Source organism: Streptomyces sp. NPDC101776 (assembly GCF_044766845.1).
In the GTDB taxonomy this organism is placed as follows: Bacteria; Actinomycetota; Actinomycetes; order Streptomycetales; family Streptomycetaceae; genus Streptomyces.
The window spans coordinates 12,837-28,643 of sequence record NZ_JBIWMV010000022.1 but is presented as its reverse complement, the minus strand read 5'-3'; the positions used below and the strand labels follow the sequence as shown (position 1 = coordinate 28,643).

General features: G+C 69.7%; 14 protein-coding genes. 2 read left to right on the top strand and 12 right to left on the bottom strand.

The window, feature by feature from the left end:
- Positions 1–9 precede the first annotated feature (9 nt).
- On the bottom strand, positions 10–717 hold the full coding sequence (locus ACIRRY_RS42550) for an MBL fold metallo-hydrolase (protein ID WP_403984149.1): 708 nt from the start codon (positions 715–717) through the stop codon (positions 10–12).
- Between the two features lie 179 nt (positions 718–896).
- Here ACIRRY_RS42550 and ACIRRY_RS42545 point away from each other — a divergent pair, with 179 nt between their 5' ends.
- Both ACIRRY_RS42545 and ACIRRY_RS42540 read left to right on the top strand, forming a co-directional pair.
- Positions 897–1,718, top strand: coding sequence for a peptidylprolyl isomerase (locus ACIRRY_RS42545; RefSeq protein ID WP_403984147.1), 822 nt, complete (start codon positions 897–899; stop codon positions 1,716–1,718).
- A 135-nt stretch (positions 1,719–1,853) separates the two neighbouring features.
- Positions 1,854–3,083 (top strand): DUF349 domain-containing protein, encoded by a 1,230-nt coding sequence (locus tag ACIRRY_RS42540; protein WP_403984145.1) that lies wholly within the window; start codon positions 1,854–1,856, stop codon positions 3,081–3,083.
- A gap of 95 nt (positions 3,084–3,178) precedes the next feature.
- Here ACIRRY_RS42540 and ACIRRY_RS42535 read toward each other — a convergent pair whose 3' ends face one another.
- The 11 genes from ACIRRY_RS42535 to pdxS form a co-directional block, all read right to left on the bottom strand.
- Positions 3,179–5,719, bottom strand: a complete 2,541-nt coding sequence (locus ACIRRY_RS42535; RefSeq protein WP_403984143.1) for a RelA/SpoT family protein — start codon at positions 5,717–5,719, stop codon at positions 3,179–3,181.
- 630 nt (positions 5,720–6,349) lie between these two features.
- Entirely contained in the window at positions 6,350–6,889 is a 540-nt protein-coding gene (locus ACIRRY_RS42530; protein WP_403984141.1) for an adenine phosphoribosyltransferase, read from the bottom strand.
- Complete coding sequence (gene secF / locus ACIRRY_RS42525) at positions 6,886–8,007, bottom strand: protein translocase subunit SecF (protein ID WP_403984139.1); 1,122 nt, start codon at positions 8,005–8,007, stop codon at positions 6,886–6,888. Before secF ends, ACIRRY_RS42530 begins: the two co-directional genes overlap by 4 nt.
- Position 8,008: 1 nt before the next feature.
- Complete coding sequence (gene secD, locus ACIRRY_RS42520; protein ID WP_403984137.1) at positions 8,009–9,793, bottom strand: protein translocase subunit SecD; 1,785 nt, start codon at positions 9,791–9,793, stop codon at positions 8,009–8,011.
- Between the two features lie 143 nt (positions 9,794–9,936).
- Positions 9,937–10,443, bottom strand: a complete 507-nt coding sequence (gene yajC / locus ACIRRY_RS42515) for a preprotein translocase subunit YajC (protein WP_403984136.1) — start codon at positions 10,441–10,443, stop codon at positions 9,937–9,939.
- Between the two features lie 165 nt (positions 10,444–10,608).
- A complete protein-coding gene (gene ruvB / locus ACIRRY_RS42510; protein WP_403984134.1) occupies positions 10,609–11,679 on the bottom strand; it encodes a Holliday junction branch migration DNA helicase RuvB in 1,071 nt (356 codons plus the stop codon).
- Positions 11,680–11,690: 11 nt separating this feature from the next.
- The gene (gene ruvA, locus ACIRRY_RS42505; protein ID WP_403984132.1) at positions 11,691–12,299 is read right to left on the bottom strand and encodes a Holliday junction branch migration protein RuvA; all 609 of its coding nucleotides are present in this window, start codon (positions 12,297–12,299) and stop codon (positions 11,691–11,693) included.
- On the bottom strand, positions 12,296–12,871 hold the full coding sequence (gene ruvC, locus ACIRRY_RS42500; protein ID WP_403984130.1) for a crossover junction endodeoxyribonuclease RuvC: 576 nt from the start codon (positions 12,869–12,871) through the stop codon (positions 12,296–12,298). Before ruvC ends, ruvA begins: the two co-directional genes overlap by 4 nt.
- Before the next feature lie 120 nt (positions 12,872–12,991).
- The gene (locus ACIRRY_RS42495; protein ID WP_403984128.1) at positions 12,992–13,744 is read right to left on the bottom strand and encodes a YebC/PmpR family DNA-binding transcriptional regulator; all 753 of its coding nucleotides are present in this window, start codon (positions 13,742–13,744) and stop codon (positions 12,992–12,994) included.
- Between the two features lie 51 nt (positions 13,745–13,795).
- A complete protein-coding gene (pdxT, locus tag ACIRRY_RS42490; protein ID WP_403984126.1) occupies positions 13,796–14,404 on the bottom strand; it encodes a pyridoxal 5'-phosphate synthase glutaminase subunit PdxT in 609 nt (202 codons plus the stop codon).
- An 8-nt stretch (positions 14,405–14,412) separates the two neighbouring features.
- Positions 14,413–15,324, bottom strand: a complete 912-nt coding sequence (gene pdxS, locus ACIRRY_RS42485) for a pyridoxal 5'-phosphate synthase lyase subunit PdxS (protein ID WP_401952368.1) — start codon at positions 15,322–15,324, stop codon at positions 14,413–14,415.
- Between the last annotated feature and the right edge of the window lie 483 nt (positions 15,325–15,807).

The following is a 15,807-nucleotide window of genomic DNA, read 5'->3' as shown; positions in this document are numbered from 1 at the left end:
AGTCTCTCGTCACATTCCTCGTCGGGGAGCGTCCGAGCTCCCGAAGCCGGAGGCCACCTCCCGCAGATACGGGTTCGTGGCGCGCTCCTGGCCGATGGTCGTCTGGGGGCCGTGGCCGGACAGCACCACGGTCGAGTCGTCGAGCGGCAGGCACACACGGGCCAGCGAGTCGAGGATCTCGGCGTGGGAGCCGCCGGGCAGGTCGGTGCGTCCGATGGAGCCGGCGAAGAGCAGATCTCCGGAGAAGAACACGGAGGGGATCTCCGTGTTCTCGGGCATCCGGAACGTCACCGACCCCTTCGTATGGCCCGGCGCGTGCGCGACCGAGAACTCCAGGCCCGCCAGCTCCAGCCGCGCGCCGTCGGTCAGCTCCTTGACCTCGTCCGGCTCCCCCACGGTCAGCTCGCCCATCAGCGGCATCCCGATCGAGCGGCCGAGCGCCTTCTCGGGGTCGCTCATCATGTAGCGGTCCTCGGGGTGGATCCAGGCCGGCACGTCGTGCGCGCCGCACACCGGGACGACCGAGGCCACATGGTCGATGTGGCCATGGGTGAGGACGACCGCGACGGGCTTGAGCCGATGCTTCCTGAGCGCTTCCTCGACTCCCTCGGTGGCCAGATGGCCCGGGTCGATGATCACGCACTCCTCACCGGCGGCGGGGGCGACGAGATAACAGTTCGTCCCCCAGGCCCCGGCGGGGAACCCGGCAATGAGCACGATCGTCCTTCGTTGTGTCGATACGGGTGGGGATAAGGATCCCTGCGTCAGTGGTCAGAGCCTACCGGCGCTGCCGAATCCTCAGCGAACCCATATACGGTACGGGGCACACGCAGGCGGTCGGCTCACAAGACGCACGCGTCCCAGTCGACGTACGAGACGCATGAGGAGAGAATCCGGTGGTCACCCAGGAACAGCGGAAGCGGCAGCTCGCGCGGGAGAAGTTCTTGCGGCAGCAGCAGCGGCGTACGTCCGCTCGACGCAAGGCGCGTATGCGCAACTCGGTGATCGCGTCGGTGCTCGGCGTGATCGTGATCGGCAGTGTGGCGCTCTACACGACCGGCGTCCTGAAGAACGACGACGACAAGTCGAACGCGAGCGCGGACGTGACGCCCAGCGCCTCGGCGACGAGCAAGGCGCCGGACCCGTGCGCGAAGCCGGCCGCGGGCAAGATCAAGACGGCGACCTGGAAGAAAGAGCCGGCGATGACGATCGACACGTCGGCCGCGTACACGATGAAGCTGGCGACGACCTGCGGCGACATCGACATCGCGCTGAAGACGAAGGCCGCGCCGCACACGGTCAACTCCTTCGACTTCCTCGCCGCCAAGGGCTACTTCGACCACACGAAGTGCCACCGGCTCACCACCAGCGGCATCTACGTGCTGCAGTGCGGTGACCCGACGGGCGCGGGCAGCGGCGGTCCCGGCTACACGATCCCGGACGAGAACCTGAAGGACACCAGCCTCAAGGGCGGGATCTACCCGGCGGGCACGATCGCGATGGCCAACACCGGTCAGAAGCACACCGGCGGCAGCCAGTTCTTCCTCGTGTACAAGGACAGTACGCTTCCGGCCAGCTACACCCCGTTCGGTACCATCTCGGCCTCCGGGATGAAGGTCCTGAACAAGATCGCGGCGGCCGGTGAGAGCACGGGCGCGGGCGACGGAGCACCGAACGCGACGGTCGTGATCAACAAGGCGACTGTCACTAAATCCTGACCGTCAACAGCGAAATTTCGGTCGCGCGGGATGCGGACAGGCAACCCGCCGGTCGCCTATGTTGGCCGTGACGAAACTGTGGACGATGCCCGGGGGCACAGAGGCCCTGTGCAGGCATCATGTGGAGGAGGCGCTGTGAGCAGCGACCCGTGGGGCCGCGTCGACGAGACGGGGACCGTGTACGTGCGTACGGCCGACGGCGAGCAGGTCGTCGGTTCCTGGCAGGCCGGCTCCCCCGAGGAGGCGCTGGCCTACTTCGAGCGCAAGTACGAAGGCCTGGTTGTCGAGATCGGCCTCCTCGAGAAGCGCGTGAAGACCACCGATCTGTCGGCGAAGGACGCGCAGGCCGCCGTCGACCATCTCCGTGAGCAGGTCGACGCCCACCACGCGGTGGGTGACCTGGCCTCGCTCGGGGTCCGGCTGGACAAGCTCGTGGAGACCGTCGAGGCGCGCCGCGAGGAGCGCAAGCAGCAGCGCGCCAAGCAGTCCGACGAGGCCCGGCACTCCAAGGAGGCGCTGGTCGTCGAGGCGGAGGAGCTGGCGCAGTCCGACCAGTGGCGGGCGGCCGGTGAGCGGCTGCGCGCGCTGGTGGACACCTGGAAGGGTCTGCCGCGCCTGGACCGCAAGTCGGACGACGAGCTGTGGCACCGCTTCTCGCACGCCCGGTCGGCCTTCTCCAAGCGCCGCAAGGCGCACTTCGCGTCGCTGGACGCGCAGCGCGAGGAGGCCCGCAAGACCAAGGAGAAACTGGTCGCGGAGGCCGAGAGTCTGTCGGCCTCGGCGGACTGGGGTCCCACGGCCGCGCGCTACCGCGAGCTGATGAACGACTGGAAGGCGGCGGGCCGCGCCCAGCGCGAGCACGAGGACGATCTGTGGAACCGCTTCCGCGGTGCCCAGGACGTCTTCTTCGCCGCCCGCAGTTCGGTCTTCGCCGAGCGGGACGCCGAGCAGACGGAGAACCTGAAGCTCAAGGAGGAGCTGGCCGAAGAGGCCGAGAAGCTCCTGCCGGTCACCGATCTGAAGGCGGCCCGCGCGGCCTTCCGCTCGATCAACGAGCGCTGGGAGGCCATCGGTCATGTGCCGCGTGACTCCCGCCCGAAGGTCGAGGGCCGGATGCACACGATCGAGCGGGCCCTCCAGGAGTCCGAGGAGACCGAGTGGCGCCGGACGAACCCGGAGGCACGCGCGCGTGCCGAGGGTCTGACCGGCCAGCTCCAGGCCGCCGTGGACAAGCTCACGGGCCAGATCGAGCAGGCCCGCGCCCAGGGCAACACCTCCCGGGCGGACAAGCTCCAGCGCGAGCTGGACGGCCGCCAGGCCCTGCTGGACCAGGCGCTGAAGGGCCTCCAGGAGTTCGGCGGCTGACACGGTCGTAGGCACACGTCGTAGGCTCGTGGGCATGAAGAAGGGGCTCCCGTACATCGCGTACGGGAGCCCCTTCTTCGTCTGCGTGGTGTCCGCTACGACTTGTTGCGCGCCGACGTCACGCGGTAGACGTCGTAGACCCCCTCCACGCCCCTGACCGCCTTCAGGACGTGGCCCAGGTGCTTGGGGTCGCCCATCTCGAAGGTGAAGCGGGAGGTGGCGACGCGGTCGCGGGAGGTCTGGACGGCCGCGGAGAGGATGTTGACGTGCTGGTCGGACAGGACGCGGGTGACGTCCGAGAGGAGCCGGGAGCGGTCCAGTGCCTCCACCTGTATGGCGACCAGGAAGACCGAGGACTGGGTGGGCGCCCACTCGACCTCCAGGATGCGCTCGGGTTCGCGGGACAGTGACTCCACGTTGACGCAGTCGCTGCGGTGAACCGATACGCCGCTACCCCGGGTGACGAAACCGATGATGGGGTCGCCGGGGACGGGCGTACAACAGCGGGCCAGTTTGACCCACACGTCGTCGACGCCCTTGACGACGACACCGGGGTCGGCGTTCGACCGGCGCTTGCGGCCCCGGCCGGTCGTCGGCGGCACGCTCTCGTCGATCTCCTCGGTGGCCGCCTCCTCGCCGCCGAGCGCCTGCACCAGCTTCTGTACGACGTTCTGCGCGGCGACATGGCCTTCGCCGATCGCCGCGTACAGCGAGGAGATGTCGGGGTAGCGCATCTCGTGCGCGAGCGTGACGAGGGAGTCGCCGGTGAGGATGCGCTGGATCGGCAGGTTCTGCTTGCGCATCGCGCGGGCGATGGCGTCCTTGCCCTGCTCGATCGCCTCGTCGCGGCGCTCCTTGGAGAACCAGGCTCTGATCTTGTTGCGGGCGCGCGGCGACTTGACGAAGCCGAGCCAGTCGCGGGAGGGGCCCGCACCGGGTGCCTTGGAGGTGAAGACCTCCACCAAGTCGCCGTTGTCCAGGGTGGATTCGAGCGGTACGAGCCGCCCGTTGACCCGTGCTCCTATGGTCCGGTGGCCGACCTCGGTGTGCACCGCGTACGAGAAGTCCACCGGGGTGGCGCCCGCCGGCAGCGCTATCACGTCGCCCTTGGGCGTGAAGACGAAGACCTCGTTGCGGGACAGGTCGAAGCGCAGGGACTCCAGGAACTCGCCCGGGTCCTCGGTCTCCTTCTGCCAGTCGAGCAACTGGCGCAGCCACGCCATGTCGTTGAGGTGGTCGTCCTTGCCGGTGGTCCTGGGCGTCTCCGCGCGCACCTTGGAGGTGCCGGCGACGGCCTCCTGCTTGTACTTCCAGTGCGCGGCGATGCCGTACTCGGCGCGGCGGTGCATGTCGAACGTACGGATCTGGAGCTCGACGGGCTTGCCGTTGGGGCCGATCACCGTCGTGTGCAGCGACTGGTACATGTTGAACTTGGGCATCGCGATGTAGTCCTTGAACCGGCCGGGGACCGGGTTCCATCGCGCGTGCACGGTGCCGAGGGCCGCGTAGCAGTCGCGGACGGTGTCCACGAGGACGCGGATGCCCACCAGGTCGTAGATCTCCGCGAAGTCGCGACCTCGGACGATCATCTTCTGGTAGACGCTGTAGTAGTGCTTCGGGCGGCCGGTGACCGTCGCCTTGATACGGGCGGCGCGCAGGTCGGTCTGGACCTCGTCGGTCACTATGGCCAGGTACTCGTCACGCTTCGGTGCCCGCTCGGCCACCAACCGGACGATCTCGTCGTACATCTTGGGGTAGAGGATCGCGAAGGCGAGATCCTCCAGTTCCCACTTGATGGTGTTCATGCCGAGGCGGTGGGCGAGCGGCGCGTAGATCTCGAGGGTCTCGCGCGCCTTCTTCTCCTGCTTCTCGCGCTTGAGGTAGCGCATGGTGCGCATGTTGTGCAGGCGGTCGGCGAGCTTGATGACCAGGACGCGCGGGTCCTTGGCCATGGCGACGACCATCTTGCGCACGGTCTCGGCCTGCGCGGCCTCGCCGAACTTGACCTTGTCGAGCTTGGTGACGCCGTCGACGAGGAGGGCGACGGAGTCGCCGAAGTCGCGGCGGAGCTGGTCGAGGCCGTACTCGGTGTCCTCGACGGTGTCGTGCAGCAGCCCGGCCATGAGGGTCGCCGGGTCCATGCCCAGCTCGGCGAGGATCGTGGTGACGGCGAGCGGGTGGGTGATGTACGGGTCGCCGCTCTTGCGCTTCTGGCCGCGGTGCCAGCGCTCGGCGACCTGGTAGGCGCTCTCGACCTGGCGGAGGGTGGCCGTCTCGATCTTCGGGTCGTTGCTGCGCACTATCCGCAGCAGGGGCTCCAGGACCGGGTTGTACGGGTTCGAGCGCTGCACGCCGAGGCGGGCCAGGCGGGCGCGGACGCGGTTGGAGGAGCCGCCACCGGTGCGGGCGGGCTGACCGGCCGTGGGCCGGGGCGCGGGGGCAGCCGCCGGGCGCTCGGGCTGGTCCGGCTTGGGACGCGCGGGCTCGGCCGCCTTGTCGGCGGGGGCCGTCTGGGCATGCTCCGCCGTCCCGCTCGGTTCGCTCTGCGCGTTCGTCGCACTGGGCGCGGGCTCCGCCGCGGGGCCCGGGGTGGGCTCGGGCTTGGCGGCGGTCAGGGGCTGGGCCTCGTCTGCCAAGAGGACTCCTCGTGCGCGATCCGGGTCCCCCGGTCAGGCTCCGGAGTGCCCATGGTAGCGATCCTGGGCTCGGGGATCGCCTTCAGGCCGATGTGAGGGCCGTCTACCGCTGAAACACGAGAGGCTGCCGCCGGCATTCCGGAGATGACGTGAGGGCGCCTTGAAGGTGGCGGGCGGGGGTGTTTCGGGGCGGGGGACGAGGGCGGAGGGACGAGGGCGGCGGCTCCTGGCCGACGGTGGCGCCGTCATCGCCCGTCGGGCCCGCGCGGCGGAGCTGCGCATTGGTTGCGCATTGATACTGCCTCGCGCTCCCGACGCGGGGGGGGTGGTGGTGGTCGGGGCGGACGACGGGGAGCCGGAGGCGCCCGGCCGACGGCGGCCGCCGTCACGGGTCGTCGTAGCCACGCGGCGGAGCCGTGCATGAATACACCCCCCCCCGCTCCCAGCTCGGGGACGCGGGCGACGGAGAGCCGGAGGCGCCCGGCCGACCGCGGCACCGTCATGGATCGTCGCGTCCGCGCGGCGGAGCCGCGCATTGATACAACCCCGCGACCCTGACGAGCGCGGAAACGGCCGCCCCGGTGTTACCGGGGCGGCCGTTCTCGAGTCGCGGCAGGACGTGCTGTGGGCTCAGACCACCAGCAGCGCTTCCAGTGGGGCGCCGTCCAGGGCCGGTTCCAGGCGGGCTCGGCCCGCGAGGAAGCCCAGTTCCATCAGGACCGCGAGGCCGGCGACCTGGGCGCCCGCCCTGCGGATCAGCTGGAGGGAGGCCTCGGCGGTGCCGCCGGTGGCGAGGACGTCGTCGACGATCAGGACGCGGTCACCGGCGCTCAGGTCCTCGGCGTGCACCTCGATCTCGGCGGAGCCGTACTCCAGGTCGTACGTCTGGCTGAGGGTCGCTCCGGGGAGCTTGCCCGCTTTGCGTACGGGGATGAAGCCGACGCCCGCGCGGACGGCCACCGGGGCGCCGAGGATGAAGCCGCGGGCCTCCAGGCCCACGACCTTCGTCGCACCGGTGCTCACGACGAACTCGGCGAGCGCGTCCGTGAGTGCCGTGAACGCGGCCGGGTCCGCCAGGAGCGGGGTGATGTCCTTGAACATCACGCCCGGCTCCGGGTAGTCGGCCACATCGCGGATACGGCTGAGCAGCAGCTCCTGAATGTCCGTCATCGACGCTTCCCCGAGGGGCGGCCACGGCCGCGGTTACGCGACGCGGGCTGCGTGCGCGGACCCACGACCGCCGCGTCCTCGTGCTCGTCGTCGTAGTCGTCGTCCGAGTGGTCGCTGACCTCGGGCTCGGCCGGCTCGCCCTGCGCGGCGGCCTGAGCACGCTTGGCGAGGACGCGCTTCTTGAGCGCCTTCATCTGCGGCTCGGCCTCCTTGAGGTCGGCGACGAGCGGCGTGGCGATGAAGATCGAGGAGTACGCACCGGCCGCGAGGCCGACGAACAGCGACAGCGAGATGTCGTTGAGGACACCCGCGCCGAGGAAACCGCCACCGATGAACAGCAGGGCCCCGACCGGCAGCAGCGCGACGACCGTGGTGTTGATGGACCGCACCAGCGTGCCGTTGATCGACCGGTTGGCGATGTCGCTGTAGGTCCACCGGGTCTGCTTGGTGATGTCCTTGGTCTGCTCCTTGAGGCTGTCGAAGACGACGACCGTGTCGTAGAGCGAGTAACCGAGAATGGTCAGCAGACCGATCACCGTGCCGGGCGTGACCTCGAAGCCGACCAGGGCGTAGATGCCGATGGTGATGGTGATGTCGTGGATCAGGGCGACGAGCGCGGCCAGCGCCATCCGCCACTCGAAGGCGATCGCCAGATAGATCACGACCAGCACCATGAAGATCGCCAGGCCCTCCCAGGCCTTGTTGGCGATCTGGTCACCCCAGCTGGGGCCGACCAGGTCCGCGGCGATGTTCTCGGAGCTGACGTTCAGGTCCTTCGACAGCTGCTTCTTGATGCTGTCGGACTGGTCCGTGTCGATGCCGGCGATCTGGATGCGCAGGCTGCCGTCGCCGAGCTTCTGGACGACCGCGTCGTGGCCGGAGGCGTCCTCGGCATACTTCTCCGCCTGGCTCACCGAGGCGCTCATGTTCTTCGGCGTGGTGAAGGCGGCGCCGCCCTGGAACTCGATGCCCATGTTCAGGCCGCGCACCGTCAGGCCGAGGATGGCCGTGATGGTGATCAGGATCGAGATGCCGTACCAGATCTTGCGATTGCCGACGAAGTCGTACCCGACCTCGCCACGGTGCAGTCGGGCGCCGAGGTTGCCGAGCTTCGACATCTCACGCCTCCTTCGGGTCGACAGGGCCCGCGGCGGAACCGGCGGGACGGCGGGTGCGGCGCAGGGGCGCCTTGGCGCCGAGTGCCTTCGGGTCGAGGCCGGAGAACTTGTGGCCGTTCGCGAAGAACTTCCGGCGGGCGAGGATCGTCATCAGCGGCTTGGTGAAGAGGAAGACCACGACGACGTCGAGCACGGTGGTCAGACCGAGCGTGAACGCGAAGCCCTGGACCTTGCCGACGGTGACGATGAACAGCACCGCGGCGGCGAGGAACGACACGAAGTCGGAGACCAGGATGGTGCGCCGCGCGCGGGGCCAGGCCCGCTCGACGGACGGGCGCAGCGAGCGGCCCTCGCGGATCTCGTCCCGGATGCGTTCGAAGAACACGATGAACGAGTCCGCGGTGATACCGATCGCGACGATCGCGCCGCAGACGGCCGGCAGGTTCAGCGCGAAGCCGATGCCCGGGCCGAGCAGCGCCATGATCACGTAGGTGAGGATGGCGGAGACCAGCAGCGAGGGGATCGCGATGACCGACAGACCGCGGTAGAAGATCAGCAGGTAGATGACGACCAGCGCGAGGCCGATCGCGCCCGCGATCAGACCGGCGTGCAGTTGCTCACCGCCGAGCGCCGCGGTCACCGTGGTGACGCTGTCCGTCTTGAAGGTCAGCGGCAGGGCGCCGTACGACAGCATGTTGGAGAGGCTCTGGGCCTCTTCCTGGGTGAAGCTGCCGGAGATCTCCGCGCTGCCGCCGGTGATCGACGAGCTGACGGACGGGCTGGAGACGACCTGGCCGTCGAGGACGATGCCGAACTCGTTCTGCGGGGCGGTGTTCTTCGCCAGTTCACCGGTGACCTTGGCGAACTTGTCGCCGCCCTTGCCGGTGAAGTCCATGGTGACCTGCCAGCCGGCGGCGGTCGTCGTGTTCAGGACGGCCGCGGCCTTCTTGACGTCGGTGCCGTCCACGGCGGCGGGGCCGAGCACGTACTTGTACCAGACACCCGAGACCTGGCCGCAGGCCACGGTCGCGTCCTCGGCCTTGGCGTTCTTGCCGGCGGTGTTCTGGACCGACTTCTTGGAGCAGTCGAGCGCGGTGTACTGGGCCTCCAGCTTGGCGGCCGCCGCGCTGGCGGCGGCGCTGCTGGTCGCCGACGGGGTGGTGCTGGCGGAGGCCGAGGCGCTGGGGCTCGCGGACGAGGAGGCGTCGGCCTTCAGGGCGTCACTGAGGGCACGGCCCTGCGAGGTGGCGGAGGCCGACGGGGTCCCGGAGCCGGTCTTGGACGAGGAGGCGGTCGTCTTCGGGCTCGCCGAGCTCGACGGGCTGCTGGAGGCGCTGCCGGACGCGCTCGGCGACGGGGTCGCCGTCGCGGCGCCCACGGAGGCCTCCGTGGCCAGGACCGGGCGGAAGTACAGCTTGGCGGTCGTACCGACCTGCTGCCGCGCCTCCTCCGAGTTCGTGCCCTTGGGGATGTTGACGATGATGTTCTTGTCGCCCTGGGTCTGGACCTCGGCCTCCGAGACACCAAGACCGTTGACACGGCGGTTCATGATGTCGACCGCGGTGTCCATGTTGGTCTTGTTGATCGACGATGCCTCGCCGGGCTGGGCCACCGCCCGCAGGGTGATGCTCGTGCCGCCGGCCAGGTCGATGCCGAGACGCGGAGTGTTGTGCCCGGATGCGAACATGCCACCGGTGAGCGCCACGATGGCGATCAGGATGAGGGCCAGCGAGCGCCCTGGCTTGCTCTGGGCGCTCGCGCTACGGCCCCTCTTAGGTGCTGCCACCTTCTCGTACTCCCTCTCGGGCCGCTCCGCGCCGGGTCAGCGCGGCTGCGGCCATGACATGGTGTCGGGATCCCGTGCGAGCGACGCACGTCCCCTGGGTGCGCGGGGCGCGAGCGGGTCGCGCCGCGCTCCCGGGACGTGAACTACTTCGCGTCGGAGTCGCCGTCGGTCTTCTTCGGCTCTTCGTCCGTCTTGGCCTCGGCGGCCTCAGCCGGCTCCTCGGTGGCGTCGGCCGGCTCGTCGGCCGCGTCCTTCTTGCCGAGGTCGATGGGCTTGTCGTCGGAAGAGTCGGCGGCGGGCTCGTCGGTCTCGGTGAGGGAGGAGGCGTCGTCCGGGACGATGTCGGCGTCGTCCTTCAGGTCGTGCTCGATGCCGTGGACGATGCGGTTGTACTCGTCGTCGGTGAGGACGGCGCCGATCGCGTTCTTCGCGAAGAGAAGCTCGATGCCCGGGCCGGCGTCAAGGAGGACCGTCTCCTCGTTGACTTCCTTGACCGTCGCGTACACGCCCCCGATCGTGCGGACGCCGGTGCCGGGCTGCATGTCATTACGCATCGACGCGGCCGCCTGCTGCTTGCGCTTGGCAGAGCGGGTCATCAGGAACATGGCCCCGATGAGCACGATGAACGGGAGGAGGGTCACGATATTCACGGGACGGAATTTCCTTCGCACGACCGCGGCGGTGAGCGGCCTGGTGGATGGGGGTGGTCGGCGCCGCCCACAAGGGCGGCATCGGCGGAGTCTAAGCGAGTCCACGCTGATGGAACAACGCTCAGCATGGCACCGGGGTTCCTGACCCGGCCAGTGCCCCCGCCGTCACGCCCCGAACAGGTCCCCTTGTCCGTTTCCCCCCGTTGACGAGCGGGGCGGGGTGAGGCCGAGATGCGCCCACGCGGCGGGGGTGGCGACGCGTCCGCGCGGGGTGCGGGCCAGCAGTCCCTCCCGTACGAGGAAGGGTTCGGCGACCTCTTCGACGGTCTCGCGCTCCTCCCCCACGGCGACCGCGAGCGTGGACAGGCCGACCGGGCCGCCGCCGAACAGCTTGAGCAGGGCTTCCAGGACACCGCGGTCGAGCCGGTCGAGGCCGCGGTCGTCGACCTCGTACACCTTGAGGGCCGCCCCTGCGATGTCCCGGGTGATGTAGCCGTCGGCCTTGACCTGCGCGTAGTCCCGTACGCGGCGCAGCAGCCGGTTGGCGATACGGGGGGTGCCGCGGGAGCGCCCGGCGATCTCGGCGGCGCCGGCGGGGTCGATCTCCACGTCGAGGAGGTTGGCCGAGCGGTGGATGACGCGCTCCAGCTCGGTGGGTTCGTAGAACTCCATGTGCGCGGTGAAGCCGAAGCGGTCGCGCAGCGGGGGTGGCAGCAGTCCCGCGCGCGTGGTGGCGCCGACCAGGGTGAACGGCGGGAGTTCGAGCGGGATCGCGGTGGCGCCGGGGCCCTTGCCGACGATGACGTCGACGCGGAAGTCCTCCATCGCCATGTAGAGCATCTCCTCGGCGGGCCGGGACATGCGGTGGATCTCGTCGAGGAAGAGGACCTCGCCCTCCTGGAGGGAGGAGAGGATCGCGGCGAGGTCGCCGGCGTGCTGGATGGCGGGGCCGCTGGTGATGCGGATCGGGGCTTCCATCTCGGCCGCGATGATCATCGAGAGGGTGGTCTTGCCGAGGCCGGGGGCGCCGGAGAGCAGCACGTGGTCGGCGGTGGCGCCACGCGCGCGTGCGGCCCGCAGCACCAGGTCGAGCTGCTCGCGGACCTTCTCCTGGCCGATGAACTCACCCAGGTCCTTGGGGCGCAGGGCGGCCTCGACGGCCTGGTCCTCGCGGTCGGCGACCGAGCCCACCAGCCGCTCGGCGGCGGTCTCGTCGGTCGTGTCGTCCCAGTTCACTGACGGTTCTCCTAGCGGGCGCGGTTCAGGGTCTGCAGGGCGGCCTTGAGCAACTGCCCCACCTGCGGCGCCCCTTCGGCGGCCTCGGCCTGCGGTGCTACGGCGGCCACGGCCTCGTCGGCCTCGCGGGTGGCGTACCCGAGGCCGATGAGGGCCGCGTGCAGCTGGTCGCGCCAGCCGCTGGTGACCGGGGCGCCGATCGCCGGGGCGGACCCCACCGGTGCGCCGAGCCGGTCCTTGAACTCCAGCAGCAGCTTCTGCGCACCCTTCTTGCCGATGCCGGGCACCGCCATCAGCGCCTTCTCGTCCCCGGAGGCGACGGCTCGGCGCAGCGCGTCCGGGGTGTGCACGGCCAGCATCGCCTGCGCGAGCCTCGGGCCGACGCCGGTCGCGGTCTGGAGGAGCTCGAAGATCTGGCGTTCGTCGTCGTCCACGAAGCCGTAGAGCGTGAGCGAGTCCTCGCGTACGACGAGCGAGGTGGCGAGCTTGGCCTGCTTGCCGAGGCGGAGCGTGGACAGGGTGTTCGGCGTGCACTGGACGGCCATGCCGACACCGCCGATCTCGACCACGGCCGCGTCGGGAGCGAGTGCGGCGACCGTGCCACTGACGAAGGCGATCATGCGGTACGGCCTTTCGATGCGTTCGGAGTCTTGGCCGCGTGCAGTGCTACGGCCTGCTGAAGTCGGTTCTGGGCTACGGCCTGTTGGAGGCGATTCTGCGCGGGGCCCCGCCAGATGTGGCAGATCGCGAGGGCGAGGGCGTCGGCCGCGTCGGCGGGCTTGGGCGGCGCGTCGAGCCGCAGCAGCCGGGTCACCATGGCGCCGACCTGGGCCTTGTCGGCGCGTCCGCTGCCGGTGACGGCGGCCTTGACCTCGCTGGGGGTGTGCAGCGCGACCGGGATGCCACGGCGTGCGGCACACAGCATGGCTACGGCGCTGGCCTGGGCGGTGCCCATCACCGTCCGCACGTTGTGCTGGCTGAACACCCGCTCCACGGCGACGAATTCGGGCCGGTGTTCGTCCAGCCACGCTTCGATGCCCTGCTCGATGGCGACGAGGCGCAGCGCCAACTCGGCGTCCGCCGGGGTCCGTACGACACCGACGCCGACCATGGTGAGCGGCCGGCCCGCGACGCCTTCGACGACACCGACGCCGCAGCGGGTCAGTCCGGGGTCCACCCCGAGTACGCGCACGAGCCCTCCCTTCGATCGCCTGTTTGTGCAGGCTAGCGGGTCCCACTGACAAAGCGACGGGCCGACGGGTGTGTCCCGTCGGCCCGTTGAGCCTCTTGTTCGGCCCAGCTCGCGGCAGCGCTACGCGTCGACCTTCTCCATGACCTCGTCGCTGACGTCGAAGTTGGCGAAGACGTTCTGCACGTCGTCGCTGTCCTCCAGGGCGTCGATCAGCTTGAAGATCTTGCGGGCACCGTCCTCGTCGAGCTCGACCTGCATGGTCGGGACGAAGTTGGCGTCGGCGGAGTCGTAGTCGATACCGGCCTCCTGGAGCGCGCTGCGCACCGCGACCAGGTCGGTGGCCTCGGAGATGACCTCGAAGGCCTCACCCAGGTCGTTGACCTCCTCGGCGCCCACGTCGAGCACGGCACCCAGGACGTCGTCCTCGGACAGCTCGCCCTTGGGGACGACGACGACGCCCTTGCGGTTGAAGAGGTACGAGACGGAGCCGGGGTCGGCCATGTTCCCGCCGTTGCGGGTCATGGCGACGCGGACGTCCGAGGCGGCGCGGTTGCGGTTGTCGGTGAGGCACTCGATGAGCACCGCGACACCGTTGGGGCCGTAACCCTCGTACATGATCGTCTCGTAGTCGGCGCCACCGGCTTCGAGGCCGGCGCCGCGCTTGACCGCGGAGTCGATGTTCTTGTTCGGCACCGAGCTCTTCTTGGCCTTCTGGATGGCGTCGAACAGCGTCGGGTTGCCGGACACATCGGCGCCACCGGTGCGGGCCGCGACCTCGATGTTCTTGATCATCTTCGCGAAGAGCTTGCCGCGCTTGGCGTCGATCACGGCCTTCTTGTGCTTCGTCGTAGCCCATTTAGAGTGGCCGGACATCTGCCTGTCTCCTTCGCGTAACCCAACTCTTTACGAACCCCAGGGATCCTACTAGGACCCCGGAGCCAGGTTCGCGCGCACCATGTCGACGAACAGCGAGTGCACGCGGTGGTCGCCGGTCAGTTCCGGGTGGAACGACGTGGCGAGCGCGTTGCCCTGGCGGACCGCGACGATGTGGCCCTCGTGTTCGGCGAGGACCTCGGTCTCGGCACCGACGGACTCGACCCAGGGGGCGCGGATGAAGACGCCCTCCACAGGATCGCCCGGAACGCCCTTCACGTCGAGCGAGGCTTCGAAGGACTCGTTCTGCCGTCCGAAGGCGTTGCGGCGCACGATCATGTCGATGCCGCCGATCGCCTCCTGGCCCGAGCGCGGGTCGAGGATCTTGTCGGCGAGCATGATCAGGCCGGCGCAGGTGCCGTAGACGGGCATACCGGCACGCACGCGTGCGCGAAGGGGGTCCATCACTCCGAAGAGGACGGCCAGCTTGGAGATGGTGGTGGACTCACCCCCGGGGATGACGAGACCGTCCACCTCGGCGAGTTCCTCGGTGCGCCTGACCTGCCTGGCCACGGCGTCGGCGGCGGCCAGGGCGATCAGGTGCTCCCGTACGTCGCCCTGGAGGGCCAGGACGCCTATGACAGGGGTTGTGTCGCTCATCTACGTGACTACCAACCGCGGTTGGCGTAGCGCTCGGCCTCGGGGAGGGTGTCGCAGTTGATGCCGACCATGGCCTCGCCGAGGTTGCGGGACGCGTCCGCGATGATCTTGGGGTCGTCGTAGAAGGTGGTCGCCTTCACGATGGCGGCGGCGCGCTTGGCCGGGTCGCCGGACTTGAAGATGCCGGAGCCGACGAAGACGCCCTCGGCGCCGAGCTGGCGCATCAGCGCGGCGTCGGCGGGGGTGGCGACGCCACCGGCGGAGAACAGCACGACCGGGAGCTTGCCGAGCTCGGCGACCTCGCGGACGATCTCGTACGGGGCGCGCAGTTCCTTGGCGGCGGCGTACAGCTCGTTGTTGTCGAAGCCGCGCAGCTTGGCGATCTCGTTCTTGATCTGACGCAGGTGGCGGACCGCCTCGACGACGTTGCCGGTGCCGGCCTCGCCCTTGGAGCGAATCATCGCGGCGCCCTCGGCGATGCGGCGCAGGGCCTCGCCCAGGTTGGTGGCACCGCAGACGAAGGGGGTCGTGAAGGCCCACTTGTCGGAGTGGTTGACCTCGTCGGCCGGGGTGAGGACCTCGGACTCGTCGATGTAGTCGACGCCGAGGGACTGCAGGACCTGGGCCTCGACGAAGTGGCCGATGCGGGACTTGGCCATGACCGGGATGGAGACCGCCTCGATGATCTCCTCGATCATCGTCGGGTCGGACATCCGGGCCACGCCGCCGTCCTTGCGGATGTCGGCGGGAACCCGCTCCAGGGCCATGACGGCGACTGCACCGGCGTCCTCGGCGATCTTCGCCTGCTCGGCGTTGACCACGTCCATGATCACACCGCCCTTGAGCTGCTCGGCCATACCGCGCTTCACGCGCGCGGTGCCGGTCTCGGGAGTCTGGGCGGAGCTGGGGGTGCTGGACACGGGGTGACCTCACTCGGTGAAAGAGGGTTTCTGCAGTACCGAGGAAACGCGAGAGATGCAGGCCACAGCAAGGGCCAATGAAAACCCGGTGGATCGTTTTCGAACCGCCGTGCCCGTCCCTCCGGGGGTTCAGCGGCGGATCGTGCCGGGGCTCGGGCCCGGGTGCGCTTGTCGGGCGTGCCGCGCGGTCGGCCGCTGGCTGCCCCGTCTCGCGTCCTGTCGCCGCAACGGAATGGTGCGGCGTCCTGTCCGTACCGGAACGGGTGCGTGCCTGGGGGCTCGGCGGTGGATCATGCCCGGGCTCGGGCCCGGGTGCGCTTGTCGGGCGCGCTGCGCGGTCGGACGCTGGCTGCCCCGTCTCCCGACCTGCCGCCGCAACGGAATGGCGCGGCGTCCTGTCCGTACCGGAACGGGTGCGTGCCTGGGGGCTCGGCGGTGGATCATGCCCGGGCTCGGGCCCGGGTGCGCTTGTCGGGCGCGCTG